General features: G+C 27.7%; 16 protein-coding genes. 3 read left to right on the top strand and 13 right to left on the bottom strand.

Annotated elements, in window-relative coordinates; all coding sequences use genetic code 11:
* Window positions 1–51: 51 nt before the first annotated feature.
* Entirely contained in the window at window positions 52–1,779 is a 1,728-nt protein-coding gene (locus LQE93_RS05690; RefSeq protein WP_186838015.1) for a glycoside hydrolase family 13 protein, read from the bottom strand.
* A 115-nt stretch (window positions 1,780–1,894) separates the two neighbouring features.
* On the opposite strand from LQE93_RS05690, the gene LQE93_RS05685 reads away from it, so the two are divergent.
* Window positions 1,895–2,566 (top strand): helix-turn-helix transcriptional regulator, encoded by a 672-nt coding sequence (locus tag LQE93_RS05685; protein WP_055263597.1) that lies wholly within the window; start codon window positions 1,895–1,897, stop codon window positions 2,564–2,566.
* A 231-nt stretch (window positions 2,567–2,797) separates the two neighbouring features.
* On the opposite strand, the gene LQE93_RS05680 is transcribed toward LQE93_RS05685, so the two are convergent.
* From LQE93_RS05680 to LQE93_RS05660, 5 genes are all read right to left on the bottom strand, one after another.
* Window positions 2,798–4,237: a DEAD/DEAH box helicase gene (locus LQE93_RS05680; RefSeq protein ID WP_055263599.1), complete on the bottom strand. Its 1,440-nt coding sequence runs from the start codon at window positions 4,235–4,237 to the stop codon at window positions 2,798–2,800.
* Between the two features lie 322 nt (window positions 4,238–4,559).
* On the bottom strand, window positions 4,560–5,342 hold the full coding sequence (locus LQE93_RS05675; RefSeq protein WP_231072570.1) for a zf-HC2 domain-containing protein: 783 nt from the start codon (window positions 5,340–5,342) through the stop codon (window positions 4,560–4,562).
* A gap of 5 nt (window positions 5,343–5,347) precedes the next feature.
* Window positions 5,348–5,827 (bottom strand): RNA polymerase sigma factor, encoded by a 480-nt coding sequence (locus LQE93_RS05670; protein ID WP_231072569.1) that lies wholly within the window; start codon window positions 5,825–5,827, stop codon window positions 5,348–5,350.
* 193 nt (window positions 5,828–6,020) lie between these two features.
* Window positions 6,021–6,683: an NAD(P)/FAD-dependent oxidoreductase gene (locus LQE93_RS05665; protein ID WP_186838014.1), complete on the bottom strand. Its 663-nt coding sequence runs from the start codon at window positions 6,681–6,683 to the stop codon at window positions 6,021–6,023.
* A gap of 110 nt (window positions 6,684–6,793) precedes the next feature.
* Window positions 6,794–8,479 (bottom strand): Mur ligase family protein, encoded by a 1,686-nt coding sequence (locus LQE93_RS05660; RefSeq protein WP_231072567.1) that lies wholly within the window; start codon window positions 8,477–8,479, stop codon window positions 6,794–6,796.
* Between the two features lie 168 nt (window positions 8,480–8,647).
* Between LQE93_RS05660 and LQE93_RS05655 the strand changes: the two genes are divergently transcribed.
* Together LQE93_RS05655 and LQE93_RS05650 are read left to right on the top strand one after the other, a co-directional pair.
* Complete coding sequence (locus LQE93_RS05655) at window positions 8,648–10,621, top strand: sensor histidine kinase (RefSeq protein WP_231072565.1); 1,974 nt, start codon at window positions 8,648–8,650, stop codon at window positions 10,619–10,621.
* A 19-nt stretch (window positions 10,622–10,640) separates the two neighbouring features.
* Complete coding sequence (locus tag LQE93_RS05650; protein WP_231072563.1) at window positions 10,641–11,324, top strand: L,D-transpeptidase family protein; 684 nt, start codon at window positions 10,641–10,643, stop codon at window positions 11,322–11,324.
* A 28-nt stretch (window positions 11,325–11,352) separates the two neighbouring features.
* Here the strand turns inward: LQE93_RS05650 and LQE93_RS05645 are convergent, their stop codons facing one another.
* The 7 genes from LQE93_RS05645 to LQE93_RS05615 form a co-directional block, all read right to left on the bottom strand.
* Window positions 11,353–13,011, bottom strand: a complete 1,659-nt coding sequence (locus LQE93_RS05645; protein WP_231072561.1) for a ribonuclease J — start codon at window positions 13,009–13,011, stop codon at window positions 11,353–11,355.
* Between the two features lie 150 nt (window positions 13,012–13,161).
* Window positions 13,162–14,670, bottom strand: a complete 1,509-nt coding sequence (locus LQE93_RS05640; RefSeq protein WP_055263615.1) for a DUF1846 domain-containing protein — start codon at window positions 14,668–14,670, stop codon at window positions 13,162–13,164.
* A 394-nt stretch (window positions 14,671–15,064) separates the two neighbouring features.
* A complete protein-coding gene (locus LQE93_RS05635) occupies window positions 15,065–16,399 on the bottom strand; it encodes a CoA-disulfide reductase (RefSeq protein ID WP_186838010.1) in 1,335 nt (444 codons plus the stop codon).
* Between the two features lie 89 nt (window positions 16,400–16,488).
* Window positions 16,489–19,704 (bottom strand): DEAD/DEAH box helicase, encoded by a 3,216-nt coding sequence (locus LQE93_RS05630; protein WP_231072559.1) that lies wholly within the window; start codon window positions 19,702–19,704, stop codon window positions 16,489–16,491.
* 346 nt (window positions 19,705–20,050) lie between these two features.
* Window positions 20,051–20,878 (bottom strand): HAD family hydrolase, encoded by an 828-nt coding sequence (locus tag LQE93_RS05625; RefSeq protein ID WP_231072557.1) that lies wholly within the window; start codon window positions 20,876–20,878, stop codon window positions 20,051–20,053.
* Window positions 20,879–21,208: 330 nt separating this feature from the next.
* A complete protein-coding gene (locus LQE93_RS05620; RefSeq protein WP_231072555.1) occupies window positions 21,209–21,463 on the bottom strand; it encodes a hypothetical protein in 255 nt (84 codons plus the stop codon).
* Window positions 21,464–21,538: 75 nt separating this feature from the next.
* On the bottom strand, window positions 21,539–22,465 hold the full coding sequence (locus LQE93_RS05615; RefSeq protein ID WP_231072553.1) for a M15 family metallopeptidase: 927 nt from the start codon (window positions 22,463–22,465) through the stop codon (window positions 21,539–21,541).
* Window positions 22,466–22,476 lie beyond the last annotated feature (11 nt).

Here is a 22,476-nt window from a genome sequence, read left to right as displayed (position 1 = left end):
ATTATAGTATAATTATTACACAATATTAATAGAATTACTCTTAATTTTTTCTTAAAACTTTATTATCATAAAATCTAATGGTTCTATTTTTATATCTTCTGAAAAATCTATATTTCTCTCTGTTATTAAGTCAATCCCTATCTTTTTACACTGATATTTAATACACTGCTCTTCTTCTGAATTATTAAATATAACCATAATCTTATCATCATAATATTCTCTTATAAATCCAATTACTTCATCTTTACAATAAATCACTTCAAAACTTCCATGAACCAAAGATTTATTTTCTTTTCTTATTTTTATTAATAGCTTATATAAATTCAATATTTCTTTATTTTGCTTTTCCTCATCCCAAATCATACATTTTCTGTTATCAGGATCATCTCCACCAGTTATTCCAACTTCATCTCCATAATATATATATGGAACCCCTACATAAGTAAACTGCATAGCAATAGCAAGTCTAACTTTATTCACATTATTATCACATTCATTTATTATTCTCTTTGTATCATGACTCCCTACTAAATTCCACATTTGCTTTGTAATACTATTCATATAAAGAATTCTGTTAGCAGCTAATATATCTAAGTACTCTAAAGCAGAGATACTATGCTTACCAAAAAAATCTATAGTAGCATTTTTAAAAGGATAATTCATTATTGAATCTAGTTGATCACCTTTCAAGAAAGCATTTGCTTCATGCATTATTTCTCCAACTATTATTGCATCTCTTTTAACACCTTTTACAGCTTTTCTAAAGTCTCTCCAAAAATCATGAGATACTTCATCACAAACATCAAGTCTCCAACCATCTATACCAATTTCCTTTACCCAATACTTAGCAACATTTAATAAATATTCTCTAACTTCTTTATTATTAGTATTTAATTTTGGCATATTACTACAACCATTTGCAAAGGTGTAATAATTACATTCCTCTACTCCTACCGGGAAACTATCTATGAAATACCAATCCTTATACTTAGATTTTTCTTGTTTTTCTAATAAATCCTCAAAAGCAAAAAAATCATTACCAGAATGATTAAAAACAGCATCAAAAACTATCCTCATATTATTTTCATGACATTTATTAACTAATTCTTTTACATCTTCTAATGTTCCAAATGTAGGATCTACCTCAAAATAATCAGTCGTATTATATTTATGATTAGTACTTGACTTAAATATAGGAGTTAAATATATTAAATCTACACCTAATTCTTTAAGGTAATCAAGCTTTTCAATTATTCCTCGTATATCTCCTCCATACATTGAATGTCTTCCAACCTTCCCTCTGCCCCATTCTTTAACACAATCCGGATTAATATCAGGATTACCGTTAAAAAACCTATCTGGGAAAATCTGATATACTACAGATTCTTGTAGCCATTTCTCTTCTTCATACAAATCATCTTCTGATATATACGGAAATTGAAATGCTGCTACATTTATATTTGCATAATCTACATCAACTAAGCCTCTTTCAGTATATATAAGTACATTATTAGCTTTGTCCATTAATTCAAAATAGTATCTGTACCTATTTCTATATATAGATAATTCCACCTCATAGTAAGTAAATAATTCAGTTTCAGCTACTATTTTCATCTTCTTTCTCTTATATTCATTCTCCCAATCATACCTACATCTATATAAAACTGAACATTCCTTTATATCATCTCTAGCAACTCTTAATCTCAATACTAGAGTATCTCTATCTTTACCATATGCATATGGTACATCTAAAACATGATATACTGCATGTTTATTCATAAAAATCACCTCATAAATATTTCTTTTAATTCATCATATATTAATATATATTGCAAACGATTGTACATTTTAAATATAATATATATATAATTAATACAATTTATGGGAGGATATTATGTACGAAAGCTTCATATCTGATATAAGTATATTTAGTAATGATTTTGATTCATTTATAGATACTAGAAATAGACCTGCTATACTTTATAACATAAGTCAAAAGCATATCGGTGAACTTAGGGATGCTGTACCTTGTGACTTAAAAAGGGATGATTTACTTATTTGGAATGCTGTATTTGCAAGAGAAATAATAAGACGTGGTGTTGCAAAAAAATATCTTCATCCTGTTTATAATAAATATTATGAAAAGATTATAAAAACTTCTGAATTATCTAAACTTCAAGATATTGAGCTAGATATGGCCAACACATATTTAGAACTATTAATAAGTGATGTTGAAGTTAAAGATAACTTTATAGTAAATAAAATACTACAGTATCTTCATATGAATATTGAAAGCCACGTTTCACTAGAAGATATTGCTACTCATCTTAACATAACTCCTCAATATGCCGTATCATGTTTTAAAAAGCATATGGGAATTTCATTAATGAAATATTCAAAAAAAATAAGAGTAGATAGAGCTAAAGTATTGCTTATGACAACAACAAAAAGTATTCTAGATATATCATTAGTTTTAGGCTTCTATGACCAAAGTCACTTTACTAAAACTTTTAAATCCTTTGAAGGAGTTTCTCCTTCAGAATTTAGAAATACACACTATAAATAAAGTATGAATCACTTTGATGAAAAGTTTGACTTCGTCAAAATAGAAAAAGCCACTGACGTGACAGAGAAAATATTGCCTTTAGCACTAGTGAAAAGTATCTATATTAGTACCTTTCACGTTAACTTAATCTAAATTTTCTCCCCTACGCTAGTAGCATTTTCACTGCGACAAAGTCAACTTTTCATCTGTAAACTTTTTTCGTACTTTTTCTTTATTTTTAGGCAATACTAATTATTTTCTCGCTCTTTCAATCTTAAGCTTTTTGCCTTTTATTGTTCCATTTCTAAGGCCATCTATAACCTTATTACCTTTTCCATTTAATATATCTACATAAGATACTGTATCTTGAACATCTATTATTCCTATATCCTCTGCTGTTATACCTTCAATCCTTGAAATAGCTCCAACTATATCTCCTGGTCTTATCTTCTTCTTCTTACCACCATTAAGATATATCTTAGTAATATCTTTGCTTACAGCTTTGGCTTTTTGTTTCTTAACTGTTGGATTTGACTTTAATATTTTTACTCCTTCCATTTCCTTTGCTTTTACCTCATCTTCACTTGGTAAATCTTTTAAAGGAATTTCAAATCCTATATATTCTTGAATTAGATTTAATAGTCTATCTTCATATTGATTTACTAAACTCAATGCCTTTCCTTTTGCTCCGGCTCTTCCTGTTCTACCTATACGATGTACATATGCTTCCTTTTCCACTGGTAAGTCATAATTTATAACATGAGTTATTCCTTCAACATCAATTCCTCTAGCGGCAACATCTGTAGCAATAAGAATTCTAAAATTTCCTTTTTTAAATCTATCCATCTGATCCATTCTTTCTTTTTGTAGCATACCACCATGGATTTTACCTATAGAATATCTTTTTCTACCTAGAGCTTCGAAGACCTTATCAACATTTTCTTTTGTTTTACAGAATATAACTGCAGTTTTAGGTGCTTCACTTATTAAAAGCTTATTTAATTCTTCCATCTTATATTGTTCATTAACTCTATAAAGTTCATGATTAATATTATCTGTTATTAACTTTTGAGCTTTAATTTCTATACTTATAGGATTATTCATATATTCATTACATAAGTTTAGAATCTCTTCTGATATAGTTGCTGATAAAAGAATACTTTGTCTATTTTTATTTAATCCTCTAAGTATCTCTCTAACTTGATCAATAAATCCCATATTAAGCATTTCATCAGCTTCATCTATTATTAAATATTTAATATTTGATGTATTTAAAGAACCTCTATCTATGTGATCCATTACTCTACCTGGAGTTCCTACTACAATATGAGTCCTTTGTTTTAATTCTCTTGCTTGATCCGAAAAAGGTTGTTTACCAAATACAGCAACAGGTCGTATTCTCTTAAATCTACCTATGCTCATTATTTCTTCTTTAACTTGTATAGCAAGTTCTCTTGTTGGAGTTAAAACTAAGGCTTGAGGTTTTTGTTCATCCCAATTCAACTTTTCACATAAAGGTATACCAAAAGCTGCAGTCTTACCACTTCCTGTCTGTGATTTAACTATTACATCTTTACCTTGCAATATTTCTGGTATAACCCTCTGTTGAACATCTGATGGTTTATTATATCCTAAAGCATCTAAAGCTTTTAGTATTTCATTGCTTATTTTATAATCATTAAATTTATTCAATAGTTTCCCTCATTTCTTGTTTTAAGTTAAAAGTAAATAGTTAGATTAGAAGTAAAGTCTTATCCAAGATAACTTTAAACAACTATAATTTTAGAAACCTCACAGCAGTTTCATACTTAACTTTTCATTTTCAATTCTTAACTTTAAACTAAATTCTTTTGCACTTTATTAATATTATCTTCTATCTTCTATTGTGTAAACATATTTATTATTCTTTCCAAAAGAAAAGACTCTATTTCATCTCTCTGAAATAAAGTCTTAAAGCTAATAAAATCGTTTTGACTATTAAATTTTCTCTAAAAAATATTTAAAATACAAGTTTTTAATTAGGGTATTTAGGCAACTTCATTCCCTCTTCCCATATTAAAAGTTTATCATCATCATTTCTTCCGATATAATAAATTTTACTATCAGAATTAACTATATCAATATTGCCTTTTTCAGTTGTTTTATTTTCAGCATAATTAATTATTTCCTCTGCAGTTATATTATCATTTGCCCTTATGAAGCTGCCTACGTCAATTAGCTTTTTATTTTCTATATCTATTACAAAGCCTGCTCCTAAATTCAATTCTTTTTCTTCTTCTGATAGTTTAGATAATTTTTTCCCAATTACAGGCCTTAAAAAATGTATTTCCGTACCAACATAGCCCTTATCTATTTTTCCAGGCCCGAAGGTCATAGCACTGATTAGATATTCACTTTTACTTCTAAGATTAAAATAAACATAGTTATCATTCAATTGATAAAGCTCTGTAACTTCTACATTTTCACTTGGTTCATTATAATTACATATATTAACTAAATTATCGTATAATAAATAACTTCCACCTAAAACTAAAGATGCAAAAATTACTCCTAAAAATAAATTTCTTAATCTAACCTTTTTCATGTAATACTTTAATTCTTTTGCTTCATAAATATTTTTCTTTTGCAAACTTTCGTCTTCCGTGCCATTCACACTTAATAACTCATATGCTTCTTTACAACTTTCACATGTTTCAAAATGCCTCTTCATTGCTTCATTAGTATATTCACTAGTCAATCCTTCAATATAATTTGGCAATAAATCTTTTACAATTTCACAATTCAAATCTTCTCTCATTAACTCTATACCTCCAATAATTTTTGCTTTGCACGATAAAATGAAACTCTGGCCCAGTTTTCACTTTTATTAAATATGTCACCAATCTCCCTAAAACTTAACTCACCACTTATCCTTAGAAAAATAATTTCCTTACTTTGCGAATCAAGCAAATGAATCTTTTTAAACAATTCCATCTTATCCTCATTTTTAAGTAAATCTAACTCTAAATTTTGGTATCCTACAATTTCAAATGATATATCTTCGTAAGAATCACAATTATATTTTTTATTTTTTTCCAAATGCTTGTACCAAGAATACTTTGAAATTTGACATAACCACACCGATACTTTACATTCACCTTTAAAATTTTTAATAGTTTTCGAGGCTTGATAAAATGTTTCTTGTGTTAAGTCTTCTGCTATATTTACATCATTAGTCAAACATATTAAATATTTATGAACTGTCTTTGCATAGTTAAGGTACAGTTCCTCCATCTGTTTCATTTACTCACCTCCATTACATATGTACGTATTTTTTTACTTTCGTTACAAACTTTATATAAACTTTTTTAATTTCTTTTACCTTTAAATATAATTTTACTTACTGTTATTATAATATAACCTTTAACAAAACAAAAAATATCACTAGAAAAGTTCAAACTTTCAGTGATATTTTCATTTTCTTATTTAATTATTATTAGCTTATGCCTAACTTAGCTTTAAATTCATCTAATCCAACTCTATCTATATAATCTCCTAATCTCTCTTTTCCTAATGCATTATCTCCATATACATTTATTATTTTCTCCACAACTCCAAATATATCATCATTAGATACATTAATTAATATTCTATCTCCAAGTCGTGGTTTAACGCCACCTTTTCCTCCAACTAATACCATCCATCCTTTAGCTGTTCCAATTAGACCAATATCTCTAGTATGACTATCAGAACAACTATTAACACAGCCACTAACACCTATTTTAAGTTTATTAGGTAGATTTCTACCATGATAAGCTCCATCAAGCTTTGCCCCTATTGCTACTGAATCCTGCATTCCTTTTTTACAAAATGTAGTTCCTGGACATATTTTAACGCTTCTTACACACAACCCTATAGCAGCTCCTGGTTTCATACCCAAATCATTCCAAGCTTTATCTATATCTTCTTCCTTAATTCCTACTATTGCAATTCTTTGCGCTCCTGTTACTTTTAATGCTGCTGCATTATATTTTTCTGCAACATCAGCAATCTTTCTTAATTGTTCTGGTGTTACTAATCCTCCTGTTAAATGAGGCGCTATTGCATAGCTTTCCTTATCTCTCTGAATAACAGCACCTTTATCTAGTAAATCCTTCATAAGTGGTATAACCTCCATAAAAATTAAATTCATCATAAAACATAAAAATAGTTTTTGTATTTTACGCGGATTTAATACTTAGTTTACTTATTATGAAGTACCATATGCTATTAATGCATCAAATCTAAATCTTCACCTATTTTATTTAATCCTCTTTCTACTCTAAATTTATTTATAACTGGAAATGTTAAATATAAAAACTGACTAAATGACACTATAACATCCCCAACATTAGCATTCCTTAAAGCATATAAAATAGCCTCTTCCTCTTCTAATATTACTTTAATATTTTCGCTATTATATTTATTATTTAAAGCTCCTTCTTTTAATAGTTCAGCAGTTTCTCCTTTTTTTCTTCCTCTCAAATCCGGTTGTTCTTTAATTATTATTTTATCGCAAAACTCAGCTGCTATCTCTCCTAGCTCCTTAATATAAATATCTTCTCTATCACCAGCAGCGGTTATTACACCAATTATTCTATTATTTTTCATACTCCTAGCAATAGAAAAAACCTCTTTAAATGCTTCGCTATTATGTCCATAATCAATTATCATTTTAAAATCATTAAAATCTAAAATATTTTGTCTTCCTAAATTATTATAAATATCACACTCTATTTTTTTTACTATATCAATAATGCTATTCATATTTTTACATATATGTTCAGTAGCTATCATTGCTACCATAACATTTCTTATATTACTTTTAGAAATACCATTAAACGCAAATGGTATTTCCTTTATAGAAATTACTTTTTCCTCAATTCCTCCACTATTTTTAACTATATAATCTTCTTTGACATAGTAAGCTATATTTCCTCTTTTAGTATGGTCCTTTATTAATTTATCTTCAAAATAATTAAATAAAATCACATTATTCCTATCTTTAAATCGCTCTACTAATGTTGGTATAGCTTTAATAATTAATATTCCATCCTTATCTAATTCTTCTGTTATAACTGATTTTATATTTATTAAATCATCTACAGACTTTATATTCTCCATTCCTATATGGTCTTCACTTAATGAAGTTATTATAGCAACTTTAGAGTTCTTATATCCTAATCCTTTTTTTAAAATGCCACCTCTTGCAGTTTCAAGAACAGCAACATTAACATCCTTATTTTTCAACACTTCTCTAGCGCTATAAAATCCTGTTGTATCACCATACTTTATCAATTTACTTCCTATATATATTCCTCCAGTTGAAGCCAACCCACTCTTATATCCTAAATCGAGTAATATCTTGTGGATTAACCTCACTGTTGTAGTCTTACCATTAGTTCCCGTAACTGATATTATTGGTATTTCTCCAACATTTCCATCGATATAATTAAAGATTTTAGAATAATCTTCATCATATTTGCTTATATAATCATTTCTATCTATTTTAAAAGAATTTTCCCCATACCCTAAAATCACTTCATTTTCATTTATTCTAGTATAAGGAATATTCTTACTAACAGCTATCTCTTTTAACTTTTCACTCCACTCATTATCCCCATTACTTTTTAATTCATTTAATATCGTTTCTTCACTAGAGTTACTCATTAAAGATTTAATTATATTATTAGATAAATAAATATTATTACTACTTATTAAAACTTCTATAATATCATTTTTTTCAACTATATCAATATAACTATTTAGTTTTAGCTTTTCACCAATATTCATATAGTCATAAACAACTTTTAAAAGTTCACCTCTATAACACTCACCATCCCCCTTCAAATAGATAAGATTATCTTTACTATATAAATTTGTACCTTCTAAAAACCTTAACTTTATATTACTCATAATAATCACTCTATCCCTCATTTGTATTTTTTCTCCATATAATTTTCCAAATTAACATAATATTTATACCAAATATTGTAGATTATTTATGGTTTTTTATTTATCCTTTAAGAATTTATTTTACTATATATACAAATACTAAATATTAGTATTACCGGAGGTTTTATTATGTCATATATAAAGTCATTAATTAAGTTGTTCTCGCTAATATTTATAGCCTTTATTTTTATAGGATACAAAAATAACACCTATGCTTTTAATACCGAAAAAGCTTTTAATGTTTTAATTTTAAATTCATATAATACTGATAACCAATGGGAATCACTAGTTTACAATGGATTAAAAAAGAAACTATCTACTACCCCTAATATAAATTTAACCCTAGAATTTCTAGATAGCAAAACACTATTTACTGATGAATATAAAAGTAGTTTCATGGAACTTTTAAATATGAAGTATAAAGATTACCCTATAGATGCAATTTTAACTATAGATGATGAAGCTTTATCTTTTCTTAGAGAAAATTTATTTATAGAAAGTTCTATTTTCTATAAAAAACCAACCATATTTATAGGTTCAAATAATCTAATTACACTTTCTACTGAAGAAAAACAATATATGTCTGGTGTTATAGATAGAGAGGATAACCTTCGCTTTTTAAATTTACTTATCACTTTAGAAAAAGATTTAACAGATGTAATTGTTTTATTAGATAATTCAACTTTTTCTAACGTAGTAAAGGAAAACATAATCAATATGCAACCTTTAGCTAGTAAGTCTCTAAATATTACATTTATTGTTGAGGAGTACTTAGATAATATTATTCCTGAACTTTCAAAAAGCGATCCTAAATCTTCTGCTTTAGTAATAGTTGGAGAATATAAAGATAAAGTTACTAATGCATATTTAGATTTAAATGATACTATACAAATAATAAAAAATAATACCAATACACCTATTTATACCAAAGTTCAACCTTATATTACTGCTGGTGCAATAGGTGGAATAGTTGATCCAAGTGATAATTATGGAGCTATAGCTGGTGACTTATTACTTAAAATACTTTCTGGAACTTCTATTAGCGAAATACCTTTACTTTATAACAGCTTAGACTTAACAATTTTCAACTATGACTCACTTAATTATTATCATATAAATCCACTACTATTGCCTAAAGAAAGTATAGTTTTAAATAAGGGTGTTTTTGATTTTTTATTGCCTCCATACTTAAAAATATTATTGTGGATTTTTATAATATCTCTCTTTATTTTTTTAATTTACATAATAATATTTTCTATAAATCAAAAAAAATCTATAGCAATAAAGGATGCTGTTTATAAAAAGGCTCTCGAAACAGAAAAACTAAAATCAATTTTTATCACTACAATATCTCATGAGTTTAGAACACCTATAAATATAATTCTATCTACCGCTCATCTACTTTCAATTAAAGCAAATGAGCCTTCATTAGATAAGGATTATTTCTTAAATAAGCTAAATTATATAACCCAAAACGGTAATAGTTTGTTAAAACTTGTAAATAACATTATCGATGTTACTAGATTAGAATCAGGCTTTATCACTGCTAACTTTTCCTATAAAAATATAGTTCAAGTAATAGAAGATACCGTTATGTCAACAGTTGATTTAGCTAAAACATTTAATATAGAAATTATATTCGATACAGAACAAGAGGAAATAAATACTTATATTGATACGAATAAGATAGAACGCTGTATACTAAATCTATTATCAAATAGTATAAAATTCACACCTGATGGAGGTAGAATATATGTAAGTATAAATGCAAATAATAATGAAGTAATTATTAAGGTAAAAGACACCGGTACGGGTATACCAGAAGATAAACTTAAAAATATTTTTAATAGATTTTATCAAGCCGATTCTTCTTTACATCGAAATACAGAAGGAAGTGGGCTAGGTTTATACATAGTAAAAGGGTTAATAGAACTTCATAAAGGCACTATATCTGTAGAAAGCCAATATGGTGAAGGTACTACATTTACAATAGCATTACCTATAATATTAACAGTTAAAGATGATGCTAAAGCTAATTATTCTGCTGATGACTTATCTAACCTTGTTAGGATTGAGTTGTCTGATATTATTGAAAAGTATTAACTGAATGGCAGGTGATAATATGAAAAATAGATTTATTACAATAGTTGTACTAATTGTTTTAATCTTAAATGTCTCTCAAATCTCTATGGCATCCACTTCAGCTTGTACAGATGGTAATAAATATATAATTTTAATAGATTTGTATGCTCGAACTTTAACTTTAGTAGACAAAAAAACACAAGAAGAAGTTAAAGTATATCCCATAGCAATTGGGAAAAAATCTACTCCATCGCCAATAGGTACATGGCAAATTAAAAGTAAAGCCTTAATGAAAGGCCCTTTTGGTGGATATTGGCTAGGATTAAATGCACCATGGGATACTTTTGGAATTCATGGAACAAGTAACCCTAGTAGTATAGGAAGTATGGCTTCTAATGGTTGTATTCGTATGTATAATCATAATATAAAAGAACTATTTAATTTAGTTGATTATGATACATCAGTTGTTATTTCTGGTGGCCCTAATTGGAGATTCTCTCCTTACGATCGTGTTATAACTCCAAATTGTAAGGGAGCTGACGTATATCATGTACAAAGGATTCTAAATGCACTAGGATATTATGATCATCCTGCTGACGGTATTTACGGTTATTCTTTAGAATTAGCTGTACAGAAATATAAATCTGATCATAACCTACAACCTATAGATAGTTATATAGATAATAATTTCTTAAAAAGTATAGGTTGTGAACGATTTGAATAAAATTTTAAGGAGCTAAAATTAGCTCCTTTTATGTTTCCATTATTATTGGAATTATAGTTGGTTTTCTCTTTGTTTTTTCATAAATATAATTTTCAACTGCTTTTTTAACTGAAGATTTTAACAAATACCATTCCACTATTCCTTTTTCTAAACATTTGTCTAATTCTGCTGAAGCAATATCCTTTACTTCTTTTATTAGCTCTTCTGATTCTTTAACATAAACAAATCCTCTAGTTATTATATCTGGCCCTGAAAGAATACTTAAGCTATTCCTTTCTATAACAACTACTATTGTAAGCATTCCATCTTGAGCTAAATGCCTTCTATCTCTAAGAACTATATTGCCAACGTCTCCAATACCTAATCCATCTACAAATATTGATCCAGCTTTTACTTTACCTTCCTTCTTACATTCATCTTTTGATATCTCTAGTATTTCCCCAGTATCTAAAGTAAATATATTTTCTTTTGGTGTTCCTAATTTTTCTGCTAAATCAGCATGATGTTTCAAATGTCTAAATTCCCCATGAACAGGTAGAAAATATTTAGGCTTAACTAAAGTATGAATTAACTTTAACTCTTCTTGGTACGCATGGCCTGATACATGTACATCTTCTAAATCTTCGTATATAACATTGGCACCTCTTTTAAATAATTGGTTAATCACCTTTGATATAAGCTTATCATTACCTGGAATAGGTGATGCTGAAATTATAAATGTATCATTTGCTTCTATAGATATTTTTCTATGATTTGAAAAAGCTATCCTCGCTAAAGATGCCATAGGCTCTCCTTGACTTCCTGTGGTTAAGATTGTTACTTTTTCATTTGGATAACTAGATATATCATCTACATCAATTATATCTGTATCAGGCACATGAAGATACCCAAGTTCTCTAGCTACCTTAGATACATTCTCCATACTTCTTCCATTAAAAACAATTTTTCTTCCATAAATCATAGATGCATCTACTACTTGTTGCATCCTATGAATATTAGATGCAAATGTAGCAACTATAACACGACCTTTGGCTGTAGAAAAAATTCTTTTTAACGTCTGTCCTATGGTACTCTCTGACAAAGAATGACCTGTTCTTTCTACATTTGTACTATCTGCCATAAGAAGTAAAACCCCTTCTCTTCCTATAGTTGATATACGTTGTAAATCCATAAGCTTTCCATCAATTGGAGTATAATCTATTTTAAAATCTCCTGTATGTAATATTGTTCCTAGCGGTGTATAAACAGCTAAACTACAAGAATCAGCTATACTATGTGTAGCTCTTATAAATTCTACTTTAAAACATCCAAGCTCTATTACATCTCCCATTTCTACACTCTCTGTTTTCGTCTCATTTAACAATTTATGTTCTTCAAGCTTAGTCTTTACTAATCCTATAGTTAATTTTGTTCCATAAATAGGCATTTGTAACTGTTTTAAAATATACGGTATTGCACCAATATGGTCTTCATGCCCATGGGTTAAAACAAGGCCTTTTACTTTATCTTTATTATTTATAAGATATGATATATCTGGGATAATTAGGTCTACACCATACATCTCTTCATCAGGAAATGCTAATCCACAATCTATAACAATAATATCATCATTATACTCTATAGTAGTTATATTCTTTCCTATCTCACCCATACCACCCAGTGGTATAATTCTTAATTTTTCTTTCATCAAACTACCTCCATATAAAAACTCATTATTTATATTTTGTACATAATACCATATTTAATTCTTCAAATATTTTTATAATAAAAAAGCCTTTAGTAAATATATTTAAATATCTACTAAAGGCTATATATCTTTGAATTAACTTTTCATAATTTAGTTAGTATAGTATAAACTTTCTGATGGATAAACAGCATCACAAGTTATATCTATTCCTAATTTTCTAAATGTTTGCTCATCACTAGTTGGTAATATTGTTGTTGAGTGTGCTTGGCAATTTTTAAGCATTGGTAGCTTTTCCATAGCTACTTGAGCTGTTGGATTAGTCGCAGCACAAATACTTAATGCAATAAGTACCTCTTCACAATTTAATGATACATTCTTATTTGCTAATGTTTGTGATTTTAACTTTATAATTGGTTCTAATATCACTGGTGATATTAAGTGAATATCATCAGATATATTTGCTAAATGTTTTATAGCATTTAATAAAACTGCTGCTGCATCATCTAAAACTTCTGTATTTCTTCCAGTTATTATAGTTCCATCTTGAAGTTCTAGCGCGATAACTGGACATATTTCATTTTTATTTGACTTTTCTTTTAATTCCTCAGCACGCTTTCTTGCAGGAGCTACAACATTTCTATCTTCTTCCTTCAAATTAACTTGCTCCATTATAAGTTTAGCAGCTTCAAATGTTTCTTTGTCCACATACCCTTTTTTATATTCGCATCCAGTTTTGAAATATCTTCTAATTATTTCTTGTTTTGATGCTTCTCTAACAACTTCATCATCAACTATTCCAAATCCAACTCTATTTACACCCATATCTGTTGGTGATTTATAAACTGATTCTTTTCCAGTAATCTTTTCTATTATTCTTCTTAATACTGGGAAACTTTCAAGGTCTCTATTATAATTTACTGCAGTTTCTCCATAAGCTTCTAAGTGGAAGTAATCTATCATATTTACATCCTTAAGATCTACAGTTGCAGCTTCATAAGCTATATTTAAAGGATGTTTTAGTGGTACATTCCAAACTGGGAATGTTTCAAATTTAGAATATCCAGCTGAATTTCCTCTTTTATATTCATGATATAGTTGGCTTAAGCAAGTAGCAAGCTTACCGCTTCCTGGTCCTGGTGCTGTAACAACAACTATCGGTTTACTTGTTTCTATATAAGGATTCTTTCCGTAACCTTCATCACTAACTATAGTATCAACATCTGTTGGATACCCTTTAGTAGCTCTATGTTTATAAACCTTTATTCCTCTTCTCTCAAGCTTGTTTATAAATACAGTTGCTGATGGTTGGTCGTTATATCTTGTAATTACCACTGAATTTACTTCTAAGTCATAAGATCTTAGATCATCGATAAGTCTCATTACATCCATATCATAAGTAATTCCAAAATCTCCTCTGATTTTGTTTCTTTCGATATCTCCAGCATAAACGCAAATAACTACTTCAACATTTTCTCTTAGCTTATGTAATAACTTTATTTTTGCATTCTCATCAAAACCTGGTAATACTCTTTTGGCATGAAGGTCAAATAACAATTTTCCTCCAAACTCTAAGTATAACTTATCATAGTTATTAACTCTTTCTAAGATAAATTTTGATTGCTCCTCTAAGTACTTTTCGTGATCAAATCCTATTTTCATATGTACACTCCTAATTTTATAGTTTTTTTTTAGTATAAATAATTTTTATACTAAAAATTACTTATACTTAAGTTCGATTAAACAAATTATATTCACTTTTAATCTCCCTTATGTAACTATTAATAGAAAATCTCAATTTAATCTATTAATTAGGCACAAAATCTATACTATTATTACATAAATTTTAAGCTATGTAAATTAAAAAAACGAAAATTTTTAATTTCTATTTAATATTAATTCGTAAAAATTTCGTGCTTCACTTGTATTTATATATTAATTTTTCTTATATAAATACTACCTATAAAAAATTAAGAGTTAATATATTACGATATTTAAATCTAAATTTGCAAATTAAATATCCTATAATTTTTAACTCTTAATTGTTAATTATTAATTATTTAGATACATTTCCTGCTACATTTAAAACATCCCATGTTCTTGCAAATGGTGGTGCATAACAAAGGTCTAGCATTCCTAATTGTTCAGTAGTCATCTTTCCGAAAATACATGCAGCTAAAACATTACATCTTTGAACCGCATCTTTATATCCAGCAACCTGACCACCTAGTATTACTTTACTATGTGCATCATAAATAAGTTTAACATATATTTTTTGTCTACCTGGATAGTAGCTTGTTTGATTCATATCGGAAATAAACTTAGTCTTATAATCAAATCCTAACTCTTTAACTTCTTTTTCTGAAAGTCCTGTTCTTGCAGCTTCCATATTCATAACCTTAATACAACTTGATGCTAAAGAACCTTGGAAGCAATTATTTTGCCCTGCTAAGTTCTCACCTACTATTCTTCCTAGCTTATTTGCCCCTGTGGCTAATGGAACATACGCTTCTTTTTCACTTACGTAATTATTTATTGTTGCGCAATCTCCAGCTGCGTAAACATCTTCTATTGATGTTCTTCCAAATTTATCTACAACTATAGCACCATTTCTTAACTTTTCTATTCTTTGGTCTGTTATAAACTCAGTATTTGGTCTTACTCCTGTTGCAAGTATAACTAAATCTGTCTCAAATTCACCTTTATTAGTTATTACTTTGTTAACTTTTGTATCTCCACCTAATTCTAAAACAGTTTCATTTAATAAAAGATTAACTTCATGACTTCTAATTTCTTCTTCTAATAAATCAGTTATCTCCTTATCAAAAACTTCTGCTAAAACTCTATCTTGAAGTTGAACAACAGTTACTTCCTTACCTTTTTGCTTAGCAGCTTCCACTGCTTCAAGTCCAATAAATCCAGCGCCTATAATAGTTACCTTCTTTAATTCTGGATTTGAAAGCAATGCTTTTATTCTATTACCATCTTCCATAGATTTTAATGTTAATACATTTTCTAAATTAACATTTTTTATTGGTGGAATTATAGCTCTTGCTCCTGTAGCTATCATTAGCTTATCATATGAATCAGTAAATTCTTCATTATCTCTTATGTTTTTAACTTTTAGGGTCTTAGAATCAAAATCTATACCTAATACTTCATGTTTAGTAAATATATCTACTCCTGATTCTCTGAACTTTTCTGGAGTTCTTGCTATCATTTCATTTGAATCTTCAAAGAATCCTCCAACATAGTAAGGAAGTCCACAAGCTCCGAAAGAAACTATATCTCCTTTTTCATAAACTATAACTTCATCATTAGGACAAAGTCTTTTAAATTTTGCAGCCGCACTCATACCTGCTGCTATTCCACCTATAATTACTACTTTCATAAACACCATCCTTTGCTTTTTATATTACATTATAAACATATTAACTTATCGTTTTTTATGTTCAGTATTTTTATATATTATATACTAAGTTAATAAAATAATGAAATAATTTCTTCATCACTTATTTTTAATATTGTGTTATCTAACTCGGCACCTTTTCCTACTATTTTATCTATAAGCGCTTTTTTCTCATCTTGAAGACTTATTATTTTTTCTTCAATTGTATCTTGAGCTACTATCTTAATTACTTCCACTATATTATTTTGCCCAATTCTATGCGCTCTATCAGTAGCTTGATCTTCTACCGCTGGATTCCACCATGGATTCAAATGAATAACTATATCTGCACTAGTTAAGTTTAATCCTGTACCTCCAGCCTTAAGAGAGATTAAAAATACAGATGTATCGTCATTATTAAATTCATCAACGAGCTTTGCTCTTTCTTTAGAAGGTGTTGATCCGTCTAAATATTTATAAGTAATATAATTGCTATCAAATATATTTTTCACATTTTTTAATACTGTAGTAAATTGAGAGAACACTAGTATTTTATGTCCTTGCTCTATACATCCTATAACTGTCTCTGTTAATGCATTTAACTTACTACTTCCTCCAATATAGTTTTCCATTATAACCGATGGGTCCAAGCATATTTGCCTTAACTTTGTTATATAAGAAAGTATTTCTATCTTACTCTTTGTAAATTCATCATTTTTAACTTTTTTATCTATAAGCTCTTGAACATAATTTGCATAAGTCCCATACACTTTCTTTTGCTCTTCTTCAAGTGGTACTATAAGTTTCTTTTCGATTTTTTCTGGTAATTCTTTTATGACATCGCTCTTAAATCTTCTTAAAATAAATGGTCTTATAAGCTTATTAACTTCATCAATAATAACTTTATCTTCTTCAAGTCTTCTATGATATCTAGTTAAAAATCTCTTTTCATCGTATAAATATCCAGGCATTATAAAATCAAATATAGACCAAATCTCCATAAGAGAATTTTCTATTGGTGTACCTGTTAAAGCAAATTTTCTCTTTGCATTTATACTCTTTGTTGCCATAGCATTTTGCGATGATGAATTTTTTATATTTTGTGCTTCATCTAAAATACAATAATCGAACTCTTTATCTTGATAAAATTCTAAATCTCTTCTTAACAAATTATAAGTTGTTATTAAAACATCATACTCTTTATATCTCTCTATTAATTCTTTTCTCTCTTTAACAACACCATTAACTATTCCAACCTTTATATCTGGTGAAAATTTCGAAAACTCACCTTTCCAATTATAAACAAGTGAAGTAGGCGCTACTATTAAACTCTTTTTACCTTCATTTGATGCTATGAAAGTTATAGTTTGCAAAGTTTTACCTAATCCCATCTCATCACCTAATATACCGCCAAACCCTAAATAATCTAATGTTTTAAGCCACTTATAGCCTTCAACTTGATATTCTCTTAAAGTTGCATTTATATTATTAGGAATAGTGTATTCTTTATCTCTATACGATACTAAAGAATCTTTTATCTCTTTTATAATTTTACGTCCTCTTATTCCTTTTATTCCTGAGTCATTTATGTAATCTTCTATTACCCCTGCTTTATTCTTATTAAAAATTGCCTTATTATCATTCTCAATAAGCTCCATTGAATCTAAAAGTGCTAAAATTTTATTTAACTCTAAGTCATTAAGGTCTAAAAATTCTCCACTCTCTAATCTATAATACTTTTTATTATCTCTAAAAGCTCTTAATATATTAACTATTTCTCTATCTTGAATATTTCCTAAGGTAAATTTAAGCTCAAAATAATCAAACTTTCCTTTTCTTATTTCTCCCTTAAAAGCTCCAGAACCTATTGATTTTATACCAGTAAAATTCTCTGAATAATATACTTCTCCTATATCTTGAAGTTCTACTATATCACGCTTAAAAAATCTAAATAAATCATCTTCACTTTTAAAGAATACAAACTTATCATCTATTTTTTCAAAACCTAACTCTTTTAGTTTTTGTACTACTTCATCTTCCTTAGCCTTATCTCTATAGATAATTTTCTCTTCAAAGTTATGTTCGATATTAAACTCATATTGTCCATAACATACTTTAAGGATTAAATATGTTTCATCTTCTTTATCAAAGTAGAATTTAAAGCTAACTGGTGAAATAATGATTTTATCTCTAAGACTTTTAGATAATCTTATATTTTTACTTACATCTTGCATTGAAGGTATTAATTCTCTTAAAATTCTTTCCTCTTCTTCTTTAGCAAAAAATATAGTTTTACCATGACTAAAAGACTCTACATAAGGATTCAAAACATCTATTTGTTCTTCTGGTGGTAAATAAATATTAGAATTATACAAATATACATCCTTAGTTGATGTTAAGCTTTCTGGAATACCATTTTCAGCTTCAAGCTTTATTACCTTCCCCCCATCTTCTAGCGACATCGGTAAATCAATTTTTTCTTCTAATACATCTACTTCTATTTGCCTTGAATAAAACCCGCTTCCTAAGTAGACCCTATTATTTTTTATTACATTTAAAAATTCTCTGACAAGATAATCTGGAATTATAACTTGCTTTCCTGAAATAAATTTTCTATCTATATCTCTTATAAGATTTATAAGTTTAATAAGTCTTTTATCACTATTAGATAACTTCTGTTCATTTATATCAAAAGTAAAATCTTTTCCATATGCTAAAGGAACTTTATTATATAAAGATATTAAAAAGCTTCCTATATCCTTTAAAATATATAACTTATTTGAACTCATCCCTTTTAGCCCAACTCTAAACTCTGCTGCAATTTTTCCATACCAATTTACCCTGTTTATTACAACCTCAAGCTTTATTTCTTTTTTAATTTTTTTCTCACCAAGTAATAAATCTAATACAGAATCTGTAGTTGACTTAATAAGCTCCTTTGAAGCTTCTCCAATACCTAATTCATCCTGAATTGAACTATCTTGCTCTATATCATCTAAAAATCTATAAAACGTAGCAATTAAATGCTTACAACAATATGTAATTCTCTTTTTACCATTTTTCTCATAATCACTACAACTACACTTAGTTAAAACTATTTCTTTAGTCTTTTTATCCATATCTAATCTGCAATTATACTGACTATATAAACTTTCAGATATAACTAAACTATTAATAAAAATTTCATTATCGTCAGCTTCATATTTTATATCTGCAATTAAATCATTATTTAATACTCGTCTTCCATCTCTCTCATTTTTACCATAAGTACTTTTCTCAAATGCTTTTAATAAAACCTGTTTTATCATAAATTCACCTACGTTACATATAATGGATACATTATACCATAAATTATTTAACTAGAATTAATTGAAATGTAAGTTTCCACATTAGCTTATAATAAACAAAAGCCTTATGAAATAAATTAACTATTTCATAAGGCTTTTTTAAATTTATACTATAATTTTACTATTCATTTTTGATATACTTCCACTTAACTTCTTCTCATAAAAAATTATAAACGTAATAATAGTTGCTAAAGTTGCCCCTATATCTGATATAGGCTCCACTACTAAAACTATTAGTATATAATATATCAATTTTAAAAAATTTTAAAGGTACCTAATATTTTTACACTATGTTGATAATTTAATTCTACTTATTGAAACGTTCTTCTAAAAATCTTGCAACACCATCTTCATCACAACTTCCTATAACAGCTGTTGCCAGTTCCTTTAATTCATCCACAGCATTAGCAGTTGCATAAGCTTCATTTGAAAGTTCAAACATTGGTATATCATTTAAATTATCACCAAAACAAACTAAATTATCATGTTCAATATATCTTTCTAAAAACTTAATTCCATTAGCTTTTGAAGCTTCACTGCTATATGCTTCTAAGAAATAGCAATCTTCTTCATAAATATCTTCATAATAATTAACTGTTAACCCTTCAATTTTAGTTAATTCATCATTTATTTTTTTAATATTTTCATATTTATCAAATACAATGAAGTTAATTACTTTAGAATCTTTAATTGCTTCTTTATAATCAGTTACTTCCACAAAAGTTTTTAACTTTTTATCAGCTCTTTCTTTATAGAAATTATATTCCCAAGCATATTGGAACTCTTTATAATAAACCCATAAATGATTATCTTTAATTCCATACACTAATACATTTTTATCTAACTCTTCAAATATCTCTAAGCACTTTTTAACAGTGTCTTTTTCTATTTCTTTTATATCTATATACTTTTGTTCTTTAATATCATAAATTAAAACCCCATTCATAAGTGCTACTGGAAGCTTTAAATTAATTTCTTCTAATAATTCTACTACTGTAGCTGGTGTTCTCGCTGTGGCTACTGTAAAGTTAACACCGTCATCTATTAATTTATTTAAAGTATCGCATGAATACTTAGATACTTCTTTTTTACTATTTAATAATGTTCCATCTAAATCTGTAACAAATAATTCCATAATTTATCCTCTTCTTCTCTAGTTAGTTTTAATTTTTACTCTCTTAACTTATAATTATCTAAAATTTATCTTTGTATGTATAACTAAATACTGTTTATTATATTACTCTATCTATTTTTCATAATTAAATTACACATCTTGTACAAACTTATTAATCTTTTTATATAACATCGGATGAATAGTATACCTTATCTTAATTAAAATTTCTATACCTTTTTTTAAATATATCTATTATATATATTTCTTAAAATATATTTTTACTTTCTTTAATATAATATATACAAAAATAAGGAGCCACATTTAGTAGCCCCTTCCTAACTATCCATCAATTTAAAGTGATGTTTCCTTCTTTATTTCATTTATCATATCTTCTTCTGAAAAGGTCTTATCATCATATGTATTATATATATCATTTAATGATACAGTGTAATAAACATTTTTACTTTTCTTTTTCTTCTTTTCCTTTTCAGGCTTATTTTCCCCTTTACTCTGCATGGTTCTTTTTACAAAAACTCCTGCTGCAACAGAAGCTGCAACCGCTGATAATGCGCCTAAAACTAATTTTTTACTACTCTTATTCACCATACTGTTCACCTCACTATTATTAAAGATTATAAACATTAAAAAATAGTAAGTCAACTTACAATTTTTATTTACTCTTTAATTATCTATAACACTATTAATCTTTTCAATTAAAACTTCTGTATTTTCATCTATGGTACAACCTTCATACCATTCGCTATTTTCTGCATTATTACACTCACCAAAATATTTTGCTTTTAATATTATTTCTGGCCTATACTCAAAATGTAATATATCAAAATGTGACCACTTTCCTCCCCAAACAAAGCCACATTCTTCAAAAGTCTTAACTATTTCCTCAGGATAAATTGAAATTCTATTTCCACCTTTTTCTCTATTACACCATTTCCAATAATCCGCAGGATCACTCTTTAAATCTATTGCAATAGCAAAAGCATGTGGACTAAGTTGTCCTGTATCTTGTATAACTCTATAATTAAATGTTCCGCTTGTTGGTGATACAAAATTATATATCTTAGGATTTTCCTTTGCAAGCTCACTTATAATATTTAGTGCCTTCTCAAGATTATCCGCTGCACCATTTACTTTATTAAACATCATTGAACCATAATAAGTACTTTTATTAGTTATATTTTTCTGTACAGCTTCTTTACTATTACCATACATATTACTTAAAAAAGAATAACATCTAATTCTTCCTGGGTCTTGCCCTTCTTCCATAACATTATTTATCATATCCAAAGGATAAATTTGTTCTAAAGTATCCTGTAAGTCAGAATTATAAAACTTCTGTTCATGACTTTTCTCTTTTTTATCATCATAAAGAACTTTATTATTATTTTGCATTACAAGATAAACAAATCCCTTTTCATCTTTTTCTATATCTTTAATACATTGAGGATACGTTAACATTAAAACTAATAAATCTCTTTTTGTATTCCATATATAATCCATCTCTTTGTTTTCTTCCGAAGCAAAGGTAGTACTCTCAACAGATATAATAAATAACATACACGTCAATAAAAATTTAATTACTTTATTCATGCTTAACCTCC

The sequence above is a fragment of the Clostridium sp. NSJ-145 genome, assembly GCF_021044725.1.
GTDB classification, from domain to species: Bacteria; Bacillota; Clostridia; order Clostridiales; family Clostridiaceae; genus Clostridium; species Clostridium disporicum_B.
The sequence above is the reverse complement of the archived record's forward strand: the minus strand, read 5'-3'. Positions and strand labels throughout refer to the sequence as shown.